General features: G+C 72.3%; 22 protein-coding genes and 1 tRNA gene. 18 read left to right on the top strand and 5 right to left on the bottom strand.

Annotated elements, in window-relative coordinates:
• Positions 1-101: 101 nt before the first annotated feature.
• The 4 genes from DFJ69_RS07925 (at position 102) to DFJ69_RS07910 (ending at position 4,783) form a co-directional block, all read left to right on the top strand.
• Positions 102-1,328 carry a GUN4 domain-containing protein gene (locus tag DFJ69_RS07925; RefSeq protein ID WP_147312238.1) on the top strand — a complete coding sequence of 409 codons (1,227 nt, stop codon included), beginning with the start codon at positions 102-104 and terminating at the stop codon, positions 1,326-1,328.
• Positions 1,329-1,330: 2 nt separating this feature from the next.
• A complete protein-coding gene (locus DFJ69_RS07920; RefSeq protein ID WP_170177572.1) occupies positions 1,331-2,905 on the top strand; it encodes an SPFH domain-containing protein in 1,575 nt (524 codons plus the stop codon).
• A gap of 76 nt (positions 2,906-2,981) precedes the next feature.
• Positions 2,982-3,779, top strand: a complete 798-nt coding sequence (locus tag DFJ69_RS07915; RefSeq protein WP_245974147.1) for a resuscitation-promoting factor — start codon at positions 2,982-2,984, stop codon at positions 3,777-3,779.
• Positions 3,780-3,841: 62 nt separating this feature from the next.
• Positions 3,842-4,783, top strand: a complete 942-nt coding sequence (locus DFJ69_RS07910) for a DUF5954 family protein (RefSeq protein ID WP_147312237.1) — start codon at positions 3,842-3,844, stop codon at positions 4,781-4,783.
• A gap of 10 nt (positions 4,784-4,793) precedes the next feature.
• Here DFJ69_RS07910 and DFJ69_RS07905 read toward each other — a convergent pair whose 3' ends face one another.
• On the bottom strand, positions 4,794-6,146 hold the full coding sequence (locus DFJ69_RS07905) for a hypothetical protein (RefSeq protein WP_147312236.1): 1,353 nt from the start codon (positions 6,144-6,146) through the stop codon (positions 4,794-4,796).
• Positions 6,143-6,661 carry a SigE family RNA polymerase sigma factor gene (locus DFJ69_RS07900; protein ID WP_116021870.1) on the bottom strand — a complete coding sequence of 173 codons (519 nt, stop codon included), beginning with the start codon at positions 6,659-6,661 and terminating at the stop codon, positions 6,143-6,145. The genes DFJ69_RS07905 and DFJ69_RS07900 overlap by 4 nt, the downstream gene beginning before the upstream one ends.
• 91 nt (positions 6,662-6,752) lie before the next feature.
• Between DFJ69_RS07900 and rsmA the strand changes: the two genes are divergently transcribed.
• The 5 genes from rsmA (at position 6,753) to DFJ69_RS07880 (ending at position 11,974) form a co-directional block, all read left to right on the top strand.
• Positions 6,753-7,709, top strand: coding sequence for a 16S rRNA (adenine(1518)-N(6)/adenine(1519)-N(6))-dimethyltransferase RsmA (rsmA, locus tag DFJ69_RS07895; RefSeq protein ID WP_116021869.1), 957 nt, complete (start codon positions 6,753-6,755; stop codon positions 7,707-7,709).
• On the top strand, positions 7,687-8,715 hold the full coding sequence (locus DFJ69_RS07890; RefSeq protein WP_245974145.1) for a glycoside hydrolase family 26 protein: 1,029 nt from the start codon (positions 7,687-7,689) through the stop codon (positions 8,713-8,715). Before rsmA ends, DFJ69_RS07890 begins: the two co-directional genes overlap by 23 nt.
• 33 nt (positions 8,716-8,748) lie before the next feature.
• Positions 8,749-9,654: a 4-(cytidine 5'-diphospho)-2-C-methyl-D-erythritol kinase gene (locus DFJ69_RS07885; protein WP_116021867.1), complete on the top strand. Its 906-nt coding sequence runs from the start codon at positions 8,749-8,751 to the stop codon at positions 9,652-9,654.
• A 64-nt stretch (positions 9,655-9,718) separates the two neighbouring features.
• Positions 9,719-10,156 (top strand): hypothetical protein, encoded by a 438-nt coding sequence (locus DFJ69_RS34165; RefSeq protein ID WP_170177571.1) that lies wholly within the window; start codon positions 9,719-9,721, stop codon positions 10,154-10,156.
• Positions 10,157-10,213: 57 nt separating this feature from the next.
• Complete coding sequence (locus DFJ69_RS07880; RefSeq protein ID WP_116021866.1) at positions 10,214-11,974, top strand: ABC-F family ATP-binding cassette domain-containing protein; 1,761 nt, start codon at positions 10,214-10,216, stop codon at positions 11,972-11,974.
• Positions 11,975-12,135: 161 nt separating this feature from the next.
• On the opposite strand, the gene DFJ69_RS07875 is transcribed toward DFJ69_RS07880, so the two are convergent.
• On the bottom strand, positions 12,136-12,627 hold the full coding sequence (locus DFJ69_RS07875) for a MarR family winged helix-turn-helix transcriptional regulator (protein ID WP_116021865.1): 492 nt from the start codon (positions 12,625-12,627) through the stop codon (positions 12,136-12,138).
• A 122-nt stretch (positions 12,628-12,749) separates the two neighbouring features.
• Here DFJ69_RS07875 and DFJ69_RS07870 point away from each other — a divergent pair, with 122 nt between their 5' ends.
• Complete coding sequence (locus DFJ69_RS07870) at positions 12,750-13,553, top strand: trans-aconitate 2-methyltransferase (protein ID WP_116021864.1); 804 nt, start codon at positions 12,750-12,752, stop codon at positions 13,551-13,553.
• Positions 13,554-13,712: 159 nt separating this feature from the next.
• On the opposite strand, the gene DFJ69_RS07865 is transcribed toward DFJ69_RS07870, so the two are convergent.
• The gene (locus tag DFJ69_RS07865; protein WP_245974143.1) at positions 13,713-14,519 is read right to left on the bottom strand and encodes a TetR/AcrR family transcriptional regulator; all 807 of its coding nucleotides are present in this window, start codon (positions 14,517-14,519) and stop codon (positions 13,713-13,715) included.
• Positions 14,520-14,546: 27 nt separating this feature from the next.
• The gene (locus DFJ69_RS07860) at positions 14,547-15,497 is read right to left on the bottom strand and encodes an acyl-CoA desaturase (protein ID WP_116021862.1); all 951 of its coding nucleotides are present in this window, start codon (positions 15,495-15,497) and stop codon (positions 14,547-14,549) included.
• On the opposite strand from DFJ69_RS07860, the gene DFJ69_RS07855 reads away from it, so the two are divergent.
• The 8 genes from DFJ69_RS07855 (at position 15,471) to DFJ69_RS07820 (ending at position 23,006) form a co-directional block, all read left to right on the top strand.
• A complete protein-coding gene (locus DFJ69_RS07855) occupies positions 15,471-16,010 on the top strand; it encodes an ADP-ribosylglycohydrolase family protein (protein WP_245974142.1) in 540 nt (179 codons plus the stop codon). The genes DFJ69_RS07860 and DFJ69_RS07855 overlap by 27 nt on opposite strands.
• A 93-nt stretch (positions 16,011-16,103) precedes the next feature.
• Positions 16,104-16,174, top strand: a tRNA-Gln gene (locus DFJ69_RS07850).
• 223 nt (positions 16,175-16,397) lie between these two features.
• Positions 16,398-17,855 carry a bifunctional UDP-N-acetylglucosamine diphosphorylase/glucosamine-1-phosphate N-acetyltransferase GlmU gene (glmU, locus tag DFJ69_RS07845; protein ID WP_116021861.1) on the top strand — a complete coding sequence of 486 codons (1,458 nt, stop codon included), beginning with the start codon at positions 16,398-16,400 and terminating at the stop codon, positions 17,853-17,855.
• A gap of 20 nt (positions 17,856-17,875) precedes the next feature.
• Entirely contained in the window at positions 17,876-18,853 is a 978-nt protein-coding gene (locus tag DFJ69_RS07840) for a ribose-phosphate diphosphokinase (protein ID WP_211328543.1), read from the top strand.
• A 261-nt stretch (positions 18,854-19,114) separates the two neighbouring features.
• Complete coding sequence (locus DFJ69_RS07835) at positions 19,115-19,741, top strand: 50S ribosomal protein L25/general stress protein Ctc (protein ID WP_116021859.1); 627 nt, start codon at positions 19,115-19,117, stop codon at positions 19,739-19,741.
• A gap of 90 nt (positions 19,742-19,831) precedes the next feature.
• Positions 19,832-20,407, top strand: coding sequence for an aminoacyl-tRNA hydrolase (pth, locus tag DFJ69_RS07830; protein WP_116021858.1), 576 nt, complete (start codon positions 19,832-19,834; stop codon positions 20,405-20,407).
• A gap of 212 nt (positions 20,408-20,619) precedes the next feature.
• Positions 20,620-22,095 (top strand): sugar transferase, encoded by a 1,476-nt coding sequence (locus tag DFJ69_RS07825; protein WP_116021857.1) that lies wholly within the window; start codon positions 20,620-20,622, stop codon positions 22,093-22,095.
• 92 nt (positions 22,096-22,187) lie between these two features.
• Positions 22,188-23,006 (top strand): 3'(2'),5'-bisphosphate nucleotidase CysQ, encoded by an 819-nt coding sequence (locus DFJ69_RS07820; protein ID WP_116021856.1) that lies wholly within the window; start codon positions 22,188-22,190, stop codon positions 23,004-23,006.
• Positions 23,007-23,019: the final 13 nt, after the last annotated feature.

The raw sequence follows: 23,019 nt of genomic DNA, 5'->3' as shown, positions 1-23,019 counted from the left end.
GGGCCACTCGCCGAGTAACCTGGACTTGTTTTGTACCAGCTCTCGGTATATGCCCCTTACGGCGTGCTGGAGGTCGTGTGCCACTGGTCGACCGGTTTGTCGTGAGTGTTGACATCAAGGGCTTCAGCGGGCTGCCGCACGGCAGGCAGGAGCGCCTTCAGTTGGCCCTCGCCCGGGTTCTCGACGCCGCGGCCGAGACGGCGGGCGTCGACCGCGAAAGGTGGGACCGTCGCGGCGACGGTGACGGTGAGGTGGCCGTCCTGCCGGGGGACACCGATTTGGCCCTGATGGTGGGTCCGTGGACTGCCGCCCTGAATCGGCGGCTCGCCGACCACAACGACGACCACCTGCCCGAGATGCGGCTGCGGCTGCGGGTGGCCATGCACGTCGACGCGATCCGCCCCGACCCCGGGCCGCTCGGGCACACCGGACCCGCGCTGATCACGCTGGCGCGGTTGCTCGACTCCACGCCGCTGCGGGCCGCGCTGGACGCCGCCCCCGAGGCGAACCTCGCGCTGATGATCTCCGAGCCGCTCTACCGCAAGACGGCGCTGGCGGAGGTGGACGGGCTGCGCCCGTGGCAGTTCGAACGGGTCCGGGTGGACAACAAGGAGTTCCACGAGAACGCCTACGTGCACGTGCCCCCCGCGATGCGGCCCCCCAAGCCCCCCAAGTCCCTCAAGCCCCCCAAGCCTTCGAGGCCCCCGGCGTCCGATCGGCGCGGCCCTCTGGACTGGGTCGTTCCCAAGGGGTCTGCCGACTCCGGCCGCGTACGGCTCGACATGGCCCCGCCGCCGGAGCCCGAGCCGGTCCCCGCTCCGCCCGTCCCCGAGCCGCCGGTCCTCGCGCCCGAGGTGCGTCACCTGCTCGACGGGATACGGGACGCGTTGGAGGCCCGAGAGATCGTCCGGGCGGACCTGCTGACCACCCGGGTGCTCTTGCGGGCCGCCGAGCGTGAGCGTCAGGGCTGCCTGCGCGTCGCGGACGGCACCGGGCTGCCCGACGCGCTGTTCACCGAGATCGACGACCACTGGGCCGAGGCGTCCGGTGGCCGGTGGGGTTTCGCGGCGCAGCGCCTCGGCTCCACCGACGTCGCGCTGTCGGGCCGGCGGGGAGAACTGCGCCGGCTGTCCGTGCTTTTCGGCTGGCTTAAAGACGTGGACGAGATCGTGCCCGAATATGCGGAACTGATGCTGCGGGAGAATCGCGACCGGCCGTTCTTTCCCACTCTGCGCAATCCGGAGGCGGAGACCCGCACGAACTGGGACGACGAATGGACCTCGACGGCGCTGTCGGTGCACGTCAGGCTCAGGAACTGGGAGCGATAGACATGGTGGAGGTCCTCGGTTACCTGCTCGTCCTGGCCGTGATCGCCGGCCTGCTCTACACGGGTCTCACCGGGTTCCACCGGGTCCCCGACGGGCGCGTCGGGTTGGTCGTCAAGAAGTTCGGCGGCACGCGGCGTCGTGACGACGATCCGCGGGTCAGCTTCCACGGCGCGGCGGGTCCGCAGGCCAGGACGCTGCCGGCCAACTCGGTGCAGTGGCTGCCGCGCTGGCTGTACGACGTGCGGTACGTGGAGCGGACCGAGGTGCCGAACGGGACGATCGGGTTGGTGATCGCCAAGGCCGGGGCGTCGCAACCCGTGGGCGCCGTGCTGGCGACGCACGTGGAGTGCGACGACTTCACCGACGGCGAACGGTTCCTGCGCGAGGGCGGGCAGCGGGGTCGTCAGCAGCACGTCCTGAGGGGCGGCTCGTATGACATCAACACCGACCTCTTCGAGGTCATCACGGTGCAGACGCCCGAGGCGCTGGACCGTGAGGGGCTGACCCCGCAGGACCTGAGGCAGATCGCCGTCCCCGTCGGTGAGACCGGCGTGGTGATCACCCATGTGGGCGCGCCCCCGAACGCCGATCAGGACACGGTCGGTCGGGTCGTGGGCGGTCATGCCAAGTTCCAGCTTCCTTGGGTGTTCCTGAGCGGCGGCGGTCAGCAGGGCGTGCAGGGGGAGACCCTCGACGAGGGCGGCCACTACGCGATCAATCCGTGGTTCGCGCACGTGGTGCTGATCCCCTCGCGGGTGCTGATCCTGGAGTGGTCGGGGGAGCGCAAGGACGAGCACAACCTCGACGCGGCCCTGGATCAGGTGGTGCTGGACGTTCAGGGGCACACGGTGCGGCTCGACATGAAGCAGACCGTGCAGATCCCGCCGGACGCGGCGCCCCGTCTGATCCGCCGGTTCGGCGACGTGCGGGCTCCGGCCGCCCACCTGGCCGGCCGTGCGCCGGTCCGGCAGTTCGTCGAGAAGGAGTTGGCCTCGTTCGTGGCGGGTTATTTCCGGCGCATCTCGGCGCGGTACCGGATCCAGGAGTTCATCACCAAGTACGACGAGGTCGGCAACGAGCTGGCCGCCGAGGTGCGTCAGGCCCTCGCGCGCACGGGCGTGGTGGCGGTCAACACCACGCTGGAGGAGTTCACCTGCGACGAGCCCGAGCTCAACGAGATGCGCCGCAAGATCGCCCTTCAGGTGGAGCAGGTCAAGATCGAGAAGGAGCGGCTGCACCATCTGGAGGCGCAGCGGGCCAGCGAGGCGGTGCTCGCGGAGATCGAGATGCAGCGGGTGCGGGTGGAGGAGGCCCGCAAGCAGCTCGAATACGTCGAGTTGAAGATCCTCCTCGACCGGCTCGGCCCCGAGCACGTCGCCATGGAACGCATCCTGCACGAGTGGTCTCAGGTCAACGTCCCGCAGGTCATCGCGGGCGCGGACGGGGACCTCGCCCACGCGATGCTCCAGGCGATGCCGTTCACCCAGGCCCGCGACATGCTCATGAACATGGCCGATGCCGCCAAGGGCCTGGAGAGGTCGCAGGAGCGCAAGGCGATCTCGGAGGGCGACGCCTGATCGGCGTACCGGTGGCGGATCGCCCGGCTTGCCCCTAAAGTCTGGCGACGGTGACCCCCAGGCCAGGAGGAGCCCCTTGGCACGCCGGACTCCCGCCATCATGACCACGGTCGCGCTGGTCGCGACGCTGTCCTCCGCCTGTGGCGGGGGCGGCGACGAGCGTCCGCCGGCGGCCGACGCGCCGAAGGCCACGGTCTCGACGCCGCCGCCACGCCCGGTGGTCATCATCGTCGACGGCCGGAGCACCAACGCCCTGATCAGGGGCCGGACGGTGCGCGAGGCGCTGACCGAGGCGCGGGTCCCGTTGGGTCGTCACTACCTGACCAAGCCCGGGTTGGACGAGGCCGCCGGGGACAAGATCAAGGTGCTGCGGCTGCTGTCCCGGCCGGTGAGCCGGACGGTCAAGATCGAGCCCGAGGTCGTCGAGAAGAAGAGGTCCTCGTTGGGGCCGTGGAGCGAGAAGGTCCTGCAGAAGGGCCGCTCGGGCCGGAAGATCGTGCAGATCGCCTACGTGCGCCGCAAGGGCAAGAAGGTCAAGGCGGTGGTGGGGGAGACCGTCGTCCGCAAGCCCGTCTCGCGGATCGTGGCGGTCGGCCCCCGGCCGTCCAGCGTGGGGGGCACCGCCGCAGGGCTCAACTGGCCCGGTCTGGCGAAGTGCGAGTCCGGCGGCAATCCGCAGGCGGTCAACAGCGCGGGCGGCTACTACGGGCTCTACCAGTTCTCGCTGCAGACCTGGGGCTCGGTGGGCGGCACGGGGCTGCCCTCGCAGGCGTCGTCCGCCGAGCAGACGTACCGCGCCCAACTCCTCTACAACAAGGTGGGCGGCCGGTGGCAGGGGCAGTGGCCGCACTGCGGGCGGTACCTGTTCGGTTAGAACTCCGAGTCACTTCGCCGCTACGTCCGGTACCGGGCCCCGGGAGGGGCGACCATGTGGGCATGGACTTCCCCCCGATGACCGGCCATGACCTGATCAACGTGGTGCGGGTCAGCGAGCCCGTGGCGCTGGTCCGGGAGCACGAGGCCGCCGAACGCGCGGAGGACTACCCCAAGCTCGCCGGCGCGGGCCGTCCCGACTTCGGGGTCGCCGAGCAGCACGGCCCCACATGGCGCATCGTCGGCCTGGGCTGCATGGAGCCCCAGGGCGCCCGCGCCGACCTGGCCGCGCACCTGCGGGCGAGCCTGAAGGACGCCGACGAGGCCGTACGGGCGGAGGGCCTGGCGGTCGCCGCGCGCCTCGACCCGGAGGAGGGCGAACCGGCCGGCGGCAACGAGTGGGTCGTCGCCGACCGGCGGTACCGGATCGTCCGCACCCAGGGGTACGTGCGGCTGGGGGCCGACGGCCCCGAGCCCGTCCGCAGCACCGACACCGAGCCTCCGACGGAGCATCCGGCCTGCGGCTTCGCGCTCGAGCCGGCGGCCCCCGCGTCCCCCGCCGACGCGGCGCTGCGGCTGGACCTCATCAACCTGGTGCCCGCCCCCGGGACCGTCTCCCCGGAGGCGCTGGACGAGGCCGCCGCCGCGCTCGGCGCCTATCCGGGGGTGGTGTTGCTGCCGGTCGACTACGTCGTCGTCGAGCAGTGTGAGGGCTCATGGCTGCCGGTCACCCGAGGGCACGGCCCGAAGGAGGCCCGCAGGTCCCTGGGCCTTTACTTCGAGACCGTGCTGCCCCGCATCGGTCTCCCCGGGAGGCCGCCGCCCACGCCCGAGGAGTTGGCCCCGTATCTCGCGGCGGCGGCCCGGCTCTCCGAGGAGAGCCGCAACGAGTTCACCGTTCACGACCGCCGGTTCCGGGTCATCCGGGTCATCAACACGATCCGCGTCGGCCCGGACGGCCCGGAGCCGGCGCGTCCCACGGACGAGCATCTCTGGGACCCGTGAGCCCCCCGGGTCACTCGACCTTCGCCAGGTCCACCAGGACGTAGGAGTCCTGCTTGGTGGCCACGTACAGCCGGTCGCCGGGGTCCTCGACCGTCTGGAACGACAGGCTGCCGTCCTTGGCGGGCCGGATCCCGAGGTCGGCGATGCGGCCGGTGTTCAGGTCGAGGAGCGCCGGACCCTCCGAGTCCCGCCCCTCGGCCGCCGCGAGGATCGGCAGGAACCGGTCGTACGCCGGAAGGTCTCCCATCATCTGGGGACCCGCGAAGCCCGGCAGGACCCTGCCGCCGGTCCCGTCCCGCCGTTGCGCGTAGCTCTCCGCGTTCACGTACCGCGTGGACTCGTCGTCGTCGGCGGTCTCGACGTCGGCCGACTCGCCCAGACACCAGGTGATCCCGCAGGTCCAGGACGCCTGGGGCTTCGCCAGCACGGCCCTGCGGGTCGTGCCGTCGCCGAGGTTGCGCAGGGTGCGGTACTGGATCGTGGCGGGCCGGCCCTCACCCGACCGGAACTCGACCACGCCCGTCCCGCGCTCGGTCCGCTCGTTCCGTACGGGGGTGCCGGTCCAGGGCCAGGTGAGGATCTCGTGACCGGCGGTCCCCGGGACGACGGTCGCCGCGCCGCCCGCCAGCGGAGCCGAGTACACGCCGTCCTGCGGGCCCCCCCTCGCGTCCAGCGTCCAGTAGACCCGCCCGCCGCCGACGGCCAATCGGCTCACCCCGCCCTCGTCCTCCCCGGCGGGGACGGTGACCTTCCGGAGGGCTCCGCCGCCGGCCAGCGGGGCGGTCGCGATCTCGATGACGGCGTCGGCGCCCTCGCCGTGCTGGAACCACCAGGCGACGTGCCCGTCGCCGACGGTGAAGTCCGAGGCGTAGATGACGGACTCGGCGGGCACCGGGACCTTGGTGATCAGCGTGGAGCTGCGCGTCTCCAGGTCGTACGCGAGGAGCTCGTCGGTCACCTCGAAGCCGGCCTCCGTGGAGACCAGCAGCGTCGTGTCGTTCAGCAGGGTGATGGGGTGGAAGCGGCGACCGTCGGGCAGCTTGTTCGACGTCGTCCGCACCGCGTCGGGCCACAGCTCCTCGGCCGGCACCGGGTCGCCGAGCACCGCCTTGGTCAGCGGGCCCGGGGTCGCGGCGGCGGCCGTGGGGGAGGGGGCCTCCGAGCCCGGGCCGAGGGTCGTCGCGATCACCCCGGAGCCGCACAGGACGACGGCCATGGCCGCGGCGGCGGCCCCCGTCCGGCGGCGGCGTCTGGCGCGATGTCGCCGTTCGACCCGGTCCAGCAGGTCGTGCTCGGGCGCGGGCGCGTCGCCGGCCGCGCCGCGCAGCGTCTCCCTCAGGAGGTCGGTGAGTTCGTCGGTCATCCTCGGCTCCCGCTCTCGGCGGGGACGGCCGGACGCCACCCCGCCCGCAACTTGTCCAGGGCTCGCGACGCCTGGCTGCGCACGGTGCCGCGTGAGATCCCGAGCGTGTTCGCGATCTGCTCGTCGGACATGTCCTCGTAGTAGCGCAGCACCAGGACCGCGCGTTGGCGCGTGGGCAGCGCCGACAGCGCCTCCCAGAGCGCCGGGTCCTGCTCGGCCCGGTCCAGCCCGCGGTCGGTGTACTCGCGCTCGGGCACCCGGCCCACCAGGCTCTCCCGTCTCCGCCGCCGCCAGATGCTGATGTGCTGCCGCGCCATGATCGTCCGGGTGTAGCCCTCGGGGTCGTGCTTGTTGACGACCCGGGGCCAGGCGGCGCGCAGCCGCACCAGGCTCTCCTGGAGCAGGTCGGCCGCGTCGTGCGGATCGCCGGTCAGCACGTAGCCGTAGCGGAGGAGCGACTGGGCACGGGTGGTCACGAACTCCTCGTAGGTCGCACCGTCGTCGTCCACAGACATCCCTTCTGTCACCTCGAGGACGTCCGGGCGCTCCGGACTGTTGCATCGCCGCGCCGGACGAAGCCATCAGAGATGCTGACAGACTGAACCGGTGGGGGACACACAGGCACTGCTGGGCCCGGCCGAGGTGCGCGACCTGGCCGGGCGGCTGGGCATCCGGCCGACCAAGACGCTGGGGCAGAACTTCGTCATCGACGCCAACACGGTCCGCCGCATCGTCCGGGCCGCCGAGTTGGACGACGACGTGGTGATCGAGGTCGGCCCCGGGCTGGGCTCGCTGACCCTGGCGCTGCTGGAACGGGCCCGTCGGGTCGTCGCCGTGGAGATCGACCCGGTGCTGGCCGAGGAGCTGCCGCGCACCGTGGCGGCCCGCGCCCCGGACGTGGCCGGGAGGCTGGAGGTCGTTCCGGCCGACGCGCTGCGGATCACCGCGCTGCCGGGGCCCCCGCCGACCGCGCTGGTCGCCAACCTGCCCTACAACGTGGCCGTTCCGGTGGTGCTGCACCTGCTGGCGACCTTCCCGTCGCTGCGGCACGGGCTGGTGATGGTGCAGGCGGAGGTCGCCGACCGACTGGTCGCCGGCCCCGGGAGCAAGGTCTACGGGGTACCTTCGGTGAAGCTGGCCTGGTACGCGGACGCACGGCGGGCCGGATCGGTGGGCCGTGCGGTGTTCTGGCCGGCGCCCAACGTGGACTCCGGCCTCGTCGGGTTCACCCGGCGTGATCCGCCGGACGTGGGCGGGGTGACGCGCGAGGAGGTCTTCGCCGTCGTCGACGCCGCCTTCGCGCAGCGCCGCAAGACGCTGCGGGCCGCGCTGGCCGGCTGGGCGGGCTCGGCGGACGCGGCGGAACGGGCGCTGCGCGCGGCGGACGTCGACCCCAGGACACGAGGCGAGGCGCTGGATGTGACTGCCTTCTCCCGCATCGCCCAGTATCGTCCTTTCGTCGCTGTGGACGAGTGTTCGGAGGATCATGGTGAAGGGGCGGTCGCGGGCTCGGGCCATCTGGGCGATGACGCTCGCGGCGGTGCTGGCTCTGACGGGCTGTGACGGGGGCGAACGGGCGACTCCGAAGATCCAGTCCACGGCGCGACCGGGGGTGGCGCCCACGCCGCCGGCCAAGGGCGCCTATTTCGGCGCCTGGGTCGATCCGGTGCGCGACCGTCCGCGCGGTCCGGTCCCGTCGGGCTCCCCGTCGGGCTCCCCGAGCCCCTCGAAATCGCCGGCCCCGTCCGACGAGGCCGGCGTGGCGGCGTTCACCGGGTTCGAGAGGGACCTGGGGCGGCGGCTGGACATCGCGGCGAGCTTCCGCACCTGGAAGGAGCGCTTCCCGCAGGACAGCGACACCCGGCTGCTGGCCGACGGCCGCTTCCTGCTGCTGACCTGGTCGGGCACCGACACCCGGGAGATCTCCGCCGGGCGGCACGACGACCACATCCGGAGCCGGGCCCGAGCGATCAGGGACCTGCGCAAGCCGATCTTCCTGCGCTGGCAGCCCAACATGGACTCCAGCGGCATCCAGAAGACCCGGATCCACTCCGCGGGCGACTTCGTGACGGCCTGGAAGCGGATGCGGCAGATCTTCCGGGAGGAGCGGGTCGACAACGTGGCCTGGGTGTGGTGCCCGACCGCCAAGGGCTTCAGCGGCGGCAACGCGGCCTCGTTCTATCCGGGCGACGACCAGGTGGACTGGATCGCCGCGGACGTCTACCCCGGCGGCGGCTACGAGTACCGGGACTTCTCCGAGGCCGCGGCGGGCTTCATGGACTGGGCCGGGGGCCGCCCCAAGCCCATCATGATCTCCGAGTTCGGGGTGCCGCGCTCCTACACCGCCCGGCGCGCCGAGTGGCTCCGCAAGACCGCCACGTACTTGCAGGACCCGCAGGTCAAGGCGGTGGTGTACTACGACTCCGACGAGGGCGGGACCGACGAGTTCGGCGAGCGCCGCTACGAGTACTCGCTCGCCGGGGACGCCACCGCGCTGTCGGCGCTGCGGGAGATGGCCACCACCCCCTACTTCAACTCCCGCGATCTGCCGGTCACCTCGGGTGGCTGACCCCGGCTCGGTACGATCTCGGCCGTGACCCCCATGAACGCCCGGACGACCGTCCGCGTGCCCGCCAAGGTGAACCTGCAGCTCGCCGTGGGGCCGCTCCGCGACGACGGCTACCACGACCTCGTCAACGTCTTCCACGCCGTCTCGCTGTTCGACGAGGTGACCGCCGAGCCCGGCGCCGGCACGACGGTACGGGTGGAGGGCGAGTCCATCGAGGGCGTGCCCGTCGACGGCGACAACCTCGCCGCCCGCGCGGCCCGGATGCTGGCCGCCCGGCTCGGTGTCGAGCCGGACGTGTCCCTGACGATCCGCAAGGCCATCCCGGTGGCCGGCGGCATGGCCGGCGGCAGCGCCGACGCCGCCGCCGCCCTGGTCGCCTGCGCCCGACTGTGGGGGGTCGACCCGACGTCCCCCCACCTGTACGAGTCGGCCGCCGCGCTCGGCAGCGACGTCCCGTTCGCCCTGCTCGGCGGGACGGCCGTGGGGACCGGTCGGGGCGAGGTCCTGGCCCCGGTCGAGACCGTCGGGCGTTTCCACTGGGTCTTCGCCCTCGCCGACGGCGGCCTGTCCACTCCCGCCGTGTACGCCGAGTGCGACCGGCTGCGCGAGGCCGCCGGCGTGCGTCAGGGCCCGCCGCAGGCCTCACCGGATCTGATGGCCGCGCTGGCCTCAGGGGACGCCGAGGCCCTCGGCGCGGCCCTCCACAACGATCTGCAGGACGCCGCGCTGTCCCTGCGTCCCTCCCTGGCGGCCACGCTGGCCGCCGGGCGGGAGTCGGGCGCGATCGGGGCCCTGGTGTCCGGCTCCGGCCCCACGTGCGCGTTCCTCGCCGAGTCGGAGGAGCGCGCGGTCTCGCTCGCCGCCTCGCTGGCGGGGGCCGGCGTGGCCCGCTCGGCGGTCGCCGCCCACGGCCCGGTGCCGGGCGCCACCGTGATCTGACCGAACCACGGGCTTCCCGCGAGCGTCCCATGGGAGGGTGAGCGCCGAACCTCCGGGAGGTTTCATGAGCATGGGGCTGATCGTCATTCTGGGCCTCCTCGTCGTGGTGGCGTTGCTGATCGTGTTGATCGCCGTGGGGGTGCAGTCGTCCCGCCGCCCCCGCCCGCAGTACGCGCCGCCTCCGCACGCGGGCTACGGCCCGCCTCCCAACGCGGGCTACGGCCCGCACCCGGGCTACGGCCCGCCTCCACACCCGGGCTACGGCCCACCTCCGAACGCGGGGTACGCGCCGCCTCCTCACTTCCACGGCGGCCACTCGGGATACTCCGGCGGCCACGGCGGCGGCCACGGCGGCGGCCCTACGGACGGCGGATACCAGAGCGGCCACGACGGCGGATACTCCGGGGGGCACGACGGCGGCGGGTTCTCCGGCGGCTTCGACGGCGGCGGCGGTTCCTCGGGCGGCTCCGACGGCGGCGGCTCGTCGTCCTCGGGCGACTGACCGGGGGGACGGGGGCGGTCGGGAGGGCGCGGCCGAGCCACTAGCCTGGGTGGTGCCGTGAATCTGATCAATCTCGAGACCGTCACCAAGGCGTACGGGCCCAGGCCGCTGCTGGACGCCGTGTCCCTCGGCGTGGACGACGACGACCGCATCGGCGTCGTCGGCCGCAACGGAGGCGGCAAGAGCACCCTGGTGGCCCTGCTGACCAAGCGCGTGGAGCCCGACGAGGGCCGGGTCACCCACGCCCGCGGGCTCCGGCTCGGCCACCTGGCCCAGCGGGACGCGTTCCCCGAGGGCGCCACCGTCGCCTCGACGGTCCTGGGCGACCGCGCCGAGCACGAATGGGCGAGCGACACGAGGGTCCGCGACATCCTGTCCGGGCTGCTGGCCGACCTGTCGCTGGACGCCCCGCTGGCCGGGATGTCCGGCGGCGAGCGGCGACGGGTCGCGCTGGCCCGGCTGCTGGTCCCCGAGTCCGACCTGATCGTTCTGGACGAGCCGACCAACCACCTCGACATCGAGGCGATCGACTGGCTGGCCCGCCACCTGAGGGCGCGCAAGGGCGCGCTCGTCGTCGTCACCCACGACCGCTGGTTCCTCGACGAGGTCACCCAGCGCACCTGGGAGGTCGTGGACGGGAAGGTCGAGCGGTACGAGGGCGGCTACTCCGCCTACGTGCTCGCCAAGGCCGAACGCGCCCGGATCGCCGCCGCCACCGAGGACAAGCGGCAGAACCTCCTGCGCAAGGAGCTGGCATGGCTGCGCCGGGGCCCCCAGGCGCGGACGTCCAAGCCCAAGTTCCGGGTGGACGCGGCGCAGGCCCTGATCGCCGACGAGCCGCCCGCCCGCGACACCGTGGAGCTGACGAGCTTCGCCACCGCCCGCCTCGGCAAGACCGTGTTCGACCTGGAGGACGTGTCCGTCGACCTCGGCGGCCGGGAGCTGCTCCGACACGTCACCTGGCGGCTCGGCCCCGGCGACCGCATCGGGCTCGTCGGGGTGAACGGCAGCGGCAAGAGCACTCTGCTGCGCCTGCTCGACGGCGACCAGGGCCCGTCCGCCGGGCGGATCGTCCGCGGCAAGACCGTCAAACTCGCCCACCTCTCCCAGAACCTGGAGGAGCTGGACCCGACCCGCCGGGTGCTGGAGGCCGTCGAGGAGATCCGCCGCCGCATCACCGTCGGCAAGCGCGAGTGGACCGCCGGCCAGCTCCTGGAGCGCCTCGGCTTCCGCGGCGACGCCCAGTGGACCCCGGTCGGCGAGCTGTCCGGCGGCGAGCGGCGACGGCTCCAGTTGCTGCGCCTGCTGATGGACGAGCCGAACGTCCTGCTGCTGGACGAGCCCACCAACGACCTCGACATCGAGACCCTCACCGAGATGGAGGACCTGCTCGACGGCTGGCCCGGCACCCTGGTGGTGGTCAGCCACGACCGGTACTTCCTGGAGCGGGTCACCGACCACGTCGTCGCCCTGCTCGGCGACGGCTCCGTGCGGATGCTGCCCGGCGGCGTCGACGACTACCTCTCCCGCCGCGCCGGCGTCCGTTCCGAGGACGCCGCCCGTCGCGCCGAGGCCGCCGCCCCCGCCAAGCCCAAGGCCGCCGGCGGCCAGAACTGGAAGGCCCGCAAGGAGCTGGACCGCCTGGAACGCCGCCTCGACAAGCTGGCCGGCCAGGAGAAGGAGCTGCACGAGCAGCTCGCCGCCCACGCCACCGACTACGCCAAGCTCCAGGAGCTGGACGCGCGCCTCAAGGACGTCCAGGCCGAGGCCGCCGACGTCGAGGAGCAATGGCTGATGCTGGCCGAGGACGCGAGCTAGCGGCCCACGCCCCGAGTTCGGCCACCCACTCGGGTGTACGGCCACCCACCGGGGGTCTTGCCCGGTCCTTCAGGCGGGCGCCCCGGAGCGCCGGCGGAGGGGCGTTCGCCTGAAGCCCGCAAGACCGGGCGCGGGGGGCGTGGGGGGTCGCCACCCCACACTCAAAAAGTGTCGAACGGGGCGAGGAGGCCGCGCAGCAGACCCGCCAGGGTGTCCCGTTCCCGGGCGGTGAGGCCGGCGAGGATGTCGTGCTCACGGTGCAGGAGGTCGGCGAACGCCGCGTCCACCCGGATGCGGCCCTGTTCGGTGAGGCGCACCTGGACGCCCCGCTTGTCGGCCGGGTCCGGGTGGCGTCGCACCAGCCCAGCGGCCTCGAGTCGGTCGATGCGGTTGGTCATGGTGCCCGAGGTCACCAGCGTGGCCCGCAGCAGCCGCCCGGGACTGAGCTGGTAGGGACTGCCGGCCCGGCGCAGCGCGGTGAGCACGTCGAACTCCCACGGCTCCAGGTCGTGCGCCACGAACACCGCGCGGCGGGCCCGGTCGAGGTGACGGGCGAGCCTGGACACCCGGCTGAGGACGTGCAGCGGCCGTACGTCCAGATCCGGACGTTCGGCCTCCCAGGCCGCGACCAGCCGATCGACCTCATCCTCCATGGCAGGAGCCTACCTGTCTCGACATCAAGACGCCTGACCCGAGGGGACCCGACGAGGGCGGCCGGATTTCTCGGAACGAAGATACTTGACATCAAGATACATGGCCGTCATCATCTGTCTTGATGTCGAGAGATGCCGCGACCGCCGGGCGCGGGTCCGCCGTCTGGGACCCCGCGCAGTACGGCGTCTTCGGTGACCAGCGCGGACGCGCCTTCGGTGAGCTGATCGCCCGGATCCCCGCCGAGGCGCCGGGGCGCGTGGCCGACCTGGGCTGCGGCTCGGGCGAGCTGACCGTAATGCTGGCGGAGCGCTGGCCCCGGGCCCGGATCGAGGGGCTCGACGGCTCCCCGGAGATGATCGCCGCCGCCCCCGCCCACCCCCGTGTGCGGTTCGCGGTGGGCGACGTGCGCGGCTGGACGTCCGAACGGCCGGTCGACGTGATCGTCTCCAACGCCGTGCTCCAGTGGGTGCCCGACCACGACGACCTCTTGGCCCGCTGGGCGGCCCTGCTCGCCCCGGGGGGAAGCCTGGCGTTCCAGGTCCCGGGCAACTACGACGCCCCGAGCCACGCGCTGCTCCGCGACCTCTGCCGATCCGACCGCTGGCGCGACCGCCTGGGCGACGCGCTGGTCTGGCGGCCCGTACGCGACGCCGCCGGCTACTTCGAGGTGCTCGCCGGGCTCGGCTGCGAGGTCGACGCCTGGGAGACCACCTACCTGCACGTTCTGCCGGGCGACGACGCGGTGCTGGAGTGGGTCAAGGGCACCGCGCTGCGGCCGGTGCTGGCCGGCCTCGGTGAGGAGGACTCGGGGGAGTTCCTCACCGAGTACGGCGCACTGCTGCGGGACGCCTATCCGCAGGGCCCGCACGGGACGGTGTTCCCGTTCCGGCGGATCTTCGTGGTGGCCCGCAGGCCGCCACCCTGAGCCGGATGCCGCCCTCCGTGGGGAAGAGGCGTTCTCGTTCCCCTGCGGTGTGCCCTCCCTACGGCGGGCGGCATCCGTACAGACTCCGGGCCCGTGATCCGAGCCCGGTGACCCCTGGCGGGTGACCGTCCGGACGAACTCCGGGCGGTCACCCCAGGGTCAGAACGAGGGCGCCGGGGTGCCGAAGGCCGGCTCCGGGCCCTCGTCGGAGTCCTCGCGGCGGGACCTGCGCTGGGCCTTCTCGGCCTTGGCCGCGGCCCGCCCCTCCGCCTTCTCCTGCTTGGCGGCCTCCTTCTCGCGCAGCCGCCGGAGCCGTTCGCGTTCCTTGTGACGGCGCCGGGGGTCGAGGGTGGGACGCGGCTCCAGGGCGGACAGCCCGTTCCAGGCGAGGTTCACCACGTGGGCGGCGACCTCCTCGCGCCGGGGCCTGCGCACGTCCAGCCACCACTGGCCGGTGAGCGCCACCATGCCGACGAGCATCTGCGCGTACATCGGGGCGTGCTTGTCGTCGTAGCCGTGCCGGTCGAACTCGCCGGCGAGCACGTGCTCGACCTGGCCGGCGATCTCGCTGAGCAGGCTGGCGAAGCTGCCGGTGCCGGTGCCGCCGTGCGAGTCGCGGACCAGGATCCGGAAGCCGTCGCTGCTCTCCTCGATGTACTCCAGCAGGGCGAGCGCGGCCTTCTCCAGCTTCTGCCGGTAGTGGCTGCCCGCGTTGAGCGCGTCGGTGACCAGTTCGAGCAGCTTCTCGAACTCGCGGTCGACGACGACCGCGTAGAGCCCCTCCTTGCCGCCGAAGTGCTCGTACACCACGGGCTTGGAGACCCCCGCGCGGTGGGCGATGTCCTCCACGGTGGTGCCGTCGAGGCCGCGTTCGGCGAACAGGGTGCGGCCGATCTCGAGCAGTTGCTCGCGGCGTTCCCTGCCGGTCATCCGTTTGCGGCGGGAGCGTGGGGCGGGTTCAGTCACGCGACGATTGTCCCGCTCGCGGCGCGCTCATCGGACCCGTTTCGCGGCCAGCCGCTCCTCGTTGGGCCACCGCACACCGTGGGCCCAGCCGAGCTTCTCGAACGCCCAGATCATGCGGGCGGAGATGTCGATCTGCCCCTTCAGCACCCCGTGCCGGGCACAGGTCGGGTCGGAGTGGTGCAGGTTGTGCCAGGACTCGCCCAGCGACGGGATGGCCAGCCACCACACGTTGCGGGACTTGTCGCGGACGTCGAAGTGCTCCTTGCCGAACGTGTGGCAGATGGAGTTGATCGACCAGGTCACGTGGTGGACCAGCGTGATGCGCACGAACCCGGCCCAGAACAGCGCGGTCAGCGCGCCCTGCCAGGACATCGTCAGCAGCCCGCCGAGCAGCGCCGGCAGCAGGAACGAGACCGCGACCAGGCCCGGGAACCAGCGGTCGACGCGGGCGACGTCCTTGTCGGCGAGCAGGTCGGGGGCGAACTTCTCCTTGGAGGTGGACGACCCGTCGAAGAACCACCCGTAGTGCGCCCACAGCATGCCCTTGGTCAGGGCCTTCCAGTCGGTGCCGAACCGCCACGGCGAGTGCGGGTCCTGCTCCTTGTCGGAGTACTTGTGATGCCGCCGGTGGTCGGCGACCCAGGTGATCACCGGGCCCTGGATCGCAAGGGTGCCCGCCACCGCGAGGGCGATGTGCAGCGGACGATTGGCCTTGAACGAGCCGTGGGTGAAGTGCCGGTGGAAGCCCACCGTGATGCCGGCCGCGGACACCGTGTAGAAGACGACGAGCAGCGCCACGTCGACCCAGCCGACGAGACTCCCCCACGCCATCGGGATCGCGGCGAACAGGGCCAAGAGCGGGACGCCGGTGAACACCGCGACGAGGACCTTCTCGGTGGTGCTCGTGGGTTCGGGATCGAGCTCGGCACGTCCTCCCGCCGAGGCGCCGGGTTGATCGATGGCGGGGGCAGTAGTCATGCCAGGTCTCCAGGTCGGGGAAGACTTACCTACGCCACCGTAACCTACGGGACCGTAGGTTCAACAGGGTCGGGCGGTAAAATCGCCCGCCACGACCCCCTCGCATGGCCCGCGAACGGCCTTCACCCGCGATTCGAACGCGTCCGCGGGGGCGAGCCGTGGCTGCGCGTCTCGCGCGAGCTCTTCGACGGCCGGGGCTCGTACGGCAACGGCGGGGCCATGCGCGTCGCGCCGCTGGGCGCGTACCACCACGACGATCTCTCCCGCGCCGCCGCGGAGGCCGCGCTGTCGGCCGAGGTCACCCACTCCAACGCCGACGGCATCGCCGGAGCGGTGGCCGTGGCCGTCGCCACCCACCTGACCGACTTCGAGGGCGGTGTACGGGCCTTCATCGCCGTGGGCGGCGACATCGACACCACCGCCGCCATCACCGCCCACACGGGCGCCGAGGGCATTCCCCCGAGCTGGCCGGCCGCATGTGAACCGCTCCCTGGCTGGATGCGGCCCATGTGACGCGTCAGCCCCGCTGAAGGTGGTTTAAGGGGAGGAGAGGCGAAGCGTCAGCCGGTATCGTTGGGTTCGGTCCGGGCGATCCGGGCCTGACCATCCCGGGTCGTCTAACGGCAGGACAGGGCATTTTGGTTGCTCTAATGAGGGTTCGATTCCTTCCCCGGGAGCACGAGGGACCTCGGGTCCGCCGCCGGCGCGGCGCCCGGACCGCCGATCCGAGGCCGCGGCACCTGGTGGGGTGACAGTCCAGGGTGGGGCGGTATCCTGCCTGTGTCGGGTGAGTGATGGCCGCCTGTCCACTGTTGGTGCAGGTCGTGAACGTTGTGGACGATTCCGGACCGTTCCGCCGCTCCCCGGCCCATCCCAGTCCGCGATGCCGAGGAGCCTCCCGTGAGTGCGCGCCGCCCGGCTGCCGTCATCGTCCTCGCCGCGGGTGAGGGCACCAGGATGAAGTCCCGCAGGTCCAAGGTCCTGCACGAGCTCTGCGGCCGCAGCATGGTCGGGCACGTGCTGGCGGCCGCGGGCGAGCTCGAACCCGAACGCCTCATCGTGGTGGTCGGGCATCGGCGCGAGCAGGTGATCGAGCACCTCGCCGAGCACGCCCCGGACGCCGAGCCGGTCGTCCAGGAGCGGCAGGGCGGCACCGGGCACGCCGTCCGGACCGTCCTCGAACGGACCGGTGCCCTCGCCGGCACCGTCGTCGTCACCAACGGCGATCACCCCCTGCTGCGCGGCGCGACCCTCGCCGAGCTGGTCCGCACCCACGAGGACGAGGGCAACGCCGCGACCGTCCTCACCACCGAGGTCCCCGACCCCACCGGGTACGGGCGGATCCTGCGCGGCCCCGACGGCGCGGTGACCGCGATCGTCGAGCACAAGGACGCCGACGACGCCCAGCGGGCCGTCCACGAGATCAACGTCGGCATGTACGCCTTCGACGGCAAGCTGCTGGCCGCCGCGCTCCGGCAGGTGACCACCGACAACGCGGGCGGCGAGGAGTACCTCACCGACGTCCCCGCCATCCTGCGGGCCCAGGGCGACCGGGTCGGGGCGCACACCGTCCCCGACTGGGTGGAGACGCAGGGCGTGAACGACCGCGTCCAGCTCGCCCAGGCCCGCCGCCTCCTCAACGAGCGCATCCTCCTCGACCACATGCGCGCCGGCGTGACCGTCGTCGACCCCGCCACCACGTGGGTCGACGTGCAGGTCACCGTCGAGCCCGACGTGGTCCTGCATCCCAACACCCAGCTCCACGGCCGCACCCGTCTGGAAGAGGGCGCGGAGGTGGGCCCGAACGCCACCCTGACCGACACCTCGGTCGGCGCAGGCGCCGTCGTCACCAACGCGGTGACCGTCGAGGCCGAGATCGGTCCGGAGGCGTCGGTGGGCCCCTACGCCTACCTGCGGCCGGGCACCGTGCTGGCCCACAAGGCCAAGGCGGGCTCGTACGTGGAGTTGAAGAACGCCGTCGTGGGGCAAGGGTCGAAGGTGCCCCACCTCACATATGTCGGAGACGCCGAGATCGGGCAGGGCTCGAACGTCGGCGCGGGCAGCGTGTTCGTCAATTACGACGGGGTGGACAAGCACCGCAGCGTCGTCGGCGACCACGTGAAGATCGGTAGCGACAACATGATCGTCGCGCCGGTGACCATAGGCGACGGCGCCTACACGGCGGCCGGCTCCGTGATCGTCAACGACGTCCCCCCCGGGGCGATGGCGGTCGCGCGGGGCAGGCAGCACAACATTCCGGGATGGGTCGAGCGCAAGCGGGCCGGAACGCCCGCCGCGCAGGCCGCACGCCGGGCCAACGACGAGGCCGAACAACGGCCGGGCCCGGGCGAGTCATGAATGAGGGGGAGTTGTCACAGGTGAGTGGGATCAAGGCGAGCGGCGAGAAGAAACTCATGCTCTTCTCCGGCCGGGCGCACCCGGACCTGGCCAAGGAGGTCGCCGACCGCCTCGATGTCGCGCTGACGCCGACGGCGGCCTACGACTTCGCCAACGGCGAGACGTTCGTGCGGTTCCTGGAGTCGGTGCGGGGGTCGGACGCGTTCGTGATCCAGGCCCACACCGCGCCCATCAACCAGTGGATCATGGAGCAGTTGATCATGGTCGACGCGCTCAAGCGGGCCTCGGCCAAGCGGATCACGGTGGTGGCCCCGTTCTTCGGCTACGCGCGGCAGGACAAGAAGCACCGCGGCCGGGAGCCGATCTCGGCCCGGCTGATGGCGGACCTGTTCAAGACCGCCGGCGCCGACCGATTGATCACCGTGGACCTGCACACCGCGCAGATCCAGGGCTTCTTCGACGGCCCCGTGGATCATCTGTTCGCGCTGGAGCTGCTGGCCGCGCACGTGGAGAGCAAGATCGACACCTCTCAGGTGACCGTGGTGGCCCCGGACGCGGGCCGGGTGCGGGTGGCCGAGCGGTGGACCGACCGGCTGGGCTGCCCGCTGGCGATCATCCACAAGCGCCGGGACCCGGAGGTCGCCAACGAGGTCAAGGTGTTCGAGGTGGTCGGTGAGGTCGAGGGCCGCACCTGCGTGATCGTGGACGACATGATCGACACCGGCGGCACCATCGTGAAGGCCGCCGACGCGCTGTTCGAGCAGGGCGCGGCCCGGGTGGTGGCGACCGCCACGCACGGCGTGCTGTCCGGCCCGGCGGTGGACCGGTTGAAGAACTCCCGGATCAGTGAGGTGATCCTCACCAACACGCTGCCGCTGCCGGAGGACAAGCGCTTCGACAAGCTGACCGTGCTGTCGATCGCCCCGCTGGTCGCCCAGGCCATCCACGAGGTCTTCAGCGACGGCTCCGTGACCAGCCTGTTCGGCGGCCACAGCTAGATCGCGGCACCCGTGCCGGGTCCCCGTCGCAGGAGGCGGCGGCCCGGCACGGCCGTTCCCGGCCCCCCTTATCCGACACCCCGGCTTCGGCGCCATGCGCGATCGGCTAGACTTGAGGCTCGCTGCGCGCCCTGGGTCGTTCAGCACGGGCTCCGAAGACGGACTCCCGCTCCCCGGGGACCACAGAGGATTTCGCCACACACTGTCCGTAGCGGACGTCCCCCTTGGGACGGCCGTGGATCACCATGAGGAGCATTCGCCGTGTCCGAGGTACGTATTGCCGCCGAGCCGCGCACCGAGTTCGGTAAGGGTGCTTCTCGCCGCACCCGCCGGGCCGGCAAGGTGCCCGCAGTCCTCTATGGTCACGGCACCGACCCGCAGCACATCTCGCTGCCCGGTCACGAACTGATGCTCGCCCTCAAGACCCACAACGTGCTGCTGCGCGTGGAGGGCCTCGACGGCGGCTCCGAGCTGGCCCTGCCCAAGGACGTCCAGCGCGACCCGATCAAGGGCTTCCTGGAGCACGTCGACCTGCTGCTGGTCAAGAGCGGCGAGAAGGTCACCGTCGAGATCGCGGTCAACACCGTCGGCGACGTGGCCCCCGGCGGCCGGCTGGAGCAGGCCGCCATCCAGATCGGCATCGAGGCCGAGGCCACCCACATCCCGCAGGAGGTCGAGGTCGACATCACCGGCCTGGCGATCGGCACCTCCCTGCTGGCCAAGGACCTGAAGCTGCCGTCGGGCGCCGCGCTCACCGCCGACGAGGAGACCCTGATCCTCCAGATCGTGGACGCCACCGTCTCGACCGGTGCGACCGCCGAGGCCGAGGAGGCCCCCGCGGCCGCCGAGGGCGAGGCCGCCCCCGCCGAGGGCGAGAACGGCGAGTAACGAGCAGGACGCACGACGGCCCCCGTACGGACCCGGTCCGATGCGGGGGCCGTCCGCTGGGCGGGCACCGGACGAGGCGGAGCGGGCGGGATGGACACCGAACTGTGGCTGGTGGTCGGCCTGGGCAACCCCGGGCCGGCGTACGCGGGCAATCGGCACAACGCCGGCTTCCTGGTGCTCGACGTGCTCGCCGGGCGGGCTGGCGGCCGTTTCAAGACCCACCGCTCGCGCGCGGACGTGCTGGAGGGCCGGTTGAACGGTCGCCGGGCGGTGCTCGCCAAGCCCCGCTCGTTCATGAACGACTCCGGTGGCCCGGTCGCGGGTCTGCGGGACTTCTTCAAGGTGCCCGTCGAGCGGATCGTGGTCGTCCACGACGAGCTGGACATCCCGTACGGGGCGGTGCGGCTCAAGCGGGGCGGCGGCGCGGGCGGGCACAACGGGCTGCGGTCGATCAGCAGGTCCCTGGGCGACCAGGACTATCTGCGGGTCCGGTTCGGGGTGGGCCGGCCCCCCGGCCGGATGGACCCGGCCGCGTACGTGCTCAAGGACTTCTCCTCCGCCGAGCGCAAGGACCTCGACCTCAACGTCGAGGTCGCCGCGGACGCCGTCGAGGCGCTGCTGGCGGACGGGCTGGAGGCGGCCCAGAACGCCTTCCACGCACGCTGACCCCGCGCGTGGCACGTGGGGCGGAATGTGTTATTAATCGCTGGTGTCGCCTGTGGCCCGGCGGCGCTGTCGCGCGTGAACCGAACCGGTTGAGGATTCTCGCGGACAGGGGCCCGAGCGGCGTGTGAACCATCAGCGACAGGTGAGCGTCCTGAGAGCGTAAGTCAACTCAGGGGGACGCACAGCCGTCGCCCAGCCGTGTGAGGACGCTCATGGCCGTCATCGACGAAGTCGGGGTCGCAAGATCACGCCGGATCGCCCAAGACCGTGATGCGGTCGCCTGGGTGCCCCGTTACCTCCGCTGGGCCATGGCGTTCGACTTCCTCGCGATGCTGGTCGCCGGGCTGGTCGCCTTCGTGGTCCGGTTCGATCCGATGCCGGTGGGATACACCATCTGGTACGTCGGTCTGGCCATGGCCCTGCCCGTCCTGTGGGTGGCCACGCTGGCCGTCGGACGCGGCTACGAGCCCCGCTACATCGGGGTGGGCTCCGAGGAGTTCCACAAGATCCTCCGGTCCGCCTTCGTGGTCACCGCGATCCTGGCGATGGGCGCGTACGCCACCAAGACCGAGCTGGCCCGCGGCTACGTCCTCATCGCCCTGCCGCTGGGCACGCTCCTGACCGTGGTGCTGCGCTACCGGCTGCGCAAGCGCCTGCACTGGCGGCGCTGGAACGGCGAGTGCATGCGCCGGGTGGTGGCCGTGGGCCACCGGGGCGCGGTCGGCGACCTGATCCGGCTGCTGGAGAAGCAGCGCTACCACGGCATGGACATCGTGGGGGTCTGTCTGCCCTCCACCCTTGGCTGGGACGACGACGCCGTCGGCGTCGTCGAGGGTGTGCCGGTGATGGGCGACTTCGGTCAGGTGGCCGCGGTCGTGGGCGAGCTGGGCGCCGACTCGGTGGCGGTGCTGGCCTGTCCGGAACTGGACGGCACGGCGCTGCGCCGGCTGGCCTGGCAGATCGAGCGGGACGACGTCGAGCTGGTGGTCGCCCCCGCCCTGATGGACGTGGTCGGGCCGCGGATCTCCATCCGTCCGGTGGCCGGGCTGCCGCTGCTGCACGTGGAGCACCCGGAGCTGTCCGGCGGCCGGCGCCTGGTCAAGAACCTGTCGGACCGGCTGGGCGCGCTGCTGGCGCTGCTGGCGCTCGCGCCGCTGGTGTTCGGGATCACGGTGGCGATCCGGATCGTCGACGGCGGCCCGGTGCTGTTCCGGCAGGTCCGGATCGGACGTGACGGGCGCCCGTTCACGATCCTGAAGTTCCGCACGATGGTCGACGACGCCGAGGCGCGCAAGGCCGAGCTGGTGGCGGGCAACGAGCACGACGGGCTGCTGTTCAAGATCAGGGAGGACCCGCGGGTCACCCGGATCGGGCGGGTGCTGCGCCGTCACTCCCTCGACGAGCTGCCCCAGCTCTTCAACGTGCTGCGCGGCGACATGTCCCTGGTGGGTCCGCGGCCCCCACTCCCCGAGGAGGTCGCGCGCTACGGCGACGACGACATCCGGCGCAGGCTGGTGGTCAAGCCGGGGATGACCGGGCTCTGGCAGGTCAGCGGCCGTTCCGACCTGTCGTGGGAGGAGTCGGTCCGGCTCGACCTGCGGTACGTGGAGAACTGGTCGCCGGCCCTCGACCTGCAGATCATGTGGAAGACGTGGTCGGCCGTGGTGCGCGGCTCGGGCGCGTACTGAGCCCCCCGGGCGGCCGGGCCGGCGGACGGGCACGGCCCGCCGATCTGGGACAATGAACCGAACCTCCCCGACTCGAGTCTGGAAGACCACAGATGGCGCCCCTTGCGGAGACCGATGACCACGTTCTGGCGGCGGAGCTCGCGGCCGCGGCCGGCGAGGTGCTGCTGGGCATCCGCGCGCGCGTCGGCCACGCCGACGGCAGGGCGCTCAAGGACGCGGGGGACCAGGGCTCGCACGAGTTCCTGATGGCGGAGCTGGCCGCCCGGCGCCCCGATGACGCGGTGCTGTCGGAGGAGGGCAAGGACGACCCCGTACGGCTGGAGTCCGAGCGGGTGTGGATCGTCGACCCGCTCGACGGCACCCGGGAGTTCTCCGAGGAGGGCCGCACCGACTGGGCCGTGCACGTCGCCCTGTGGGAGCGGGGCCGGCTGGCGGCCGGCGCGGTGGCGCTGCCCGCCCAGGGCCGTACGCTGCACACCTCCTCGGGGCCGCCCGCCGTGGTGACCTCGGGTGACGGGCGGCGGCCCCTGGAGGTGCCCGCCCCCGAGCCCGGCCGGCTGCGGATCGCGGTCAGCCGGACCCGCCCGCCGCAGTTCGTCCAGAAGATGGCCGAGATCCTCGACGCGGAGGTGGAGCTGGTCCCCATCGGGTCCGCCGGGGCGAAGATCGCCGCGGTGCTGCTGGGCGACGTCGACGCCTACGTCCACGCGGGCGGCCAGTACGAGTGGGACAACGCCGCCCCGGCGGCCGTGGCGCTGGCCGCGGGCGCCCACGCCTCGCGGATCGACGGCGCTCCGCTGACCTACAACGGCAAGGACCCCCTGCTCCCGGATATCCTTGTCTGCCACCCCCTGTCGGCGCCGATGGTGTTGGCCGGCATCCGGGACGTGGCGCACGACCTGCCAGGCTGACGAGCCAAGAGAA

The sequence above is a fragment of the Thermomonospora umbrina genome, from assembly GCF_003386555.1.
In the GTDB taxonomy this organism is placed as follows: Bacteria; Actinomycetota; Actinomycetes; order Streptosporangiales; family Streptosporangiaceae; genus Thermomonospora; species Thermomonospora umbrina.
Note: the sequence above shows the minus strand (reverse complement) of the source record. Positions and strands in the feature narration are given on the sequence as shown.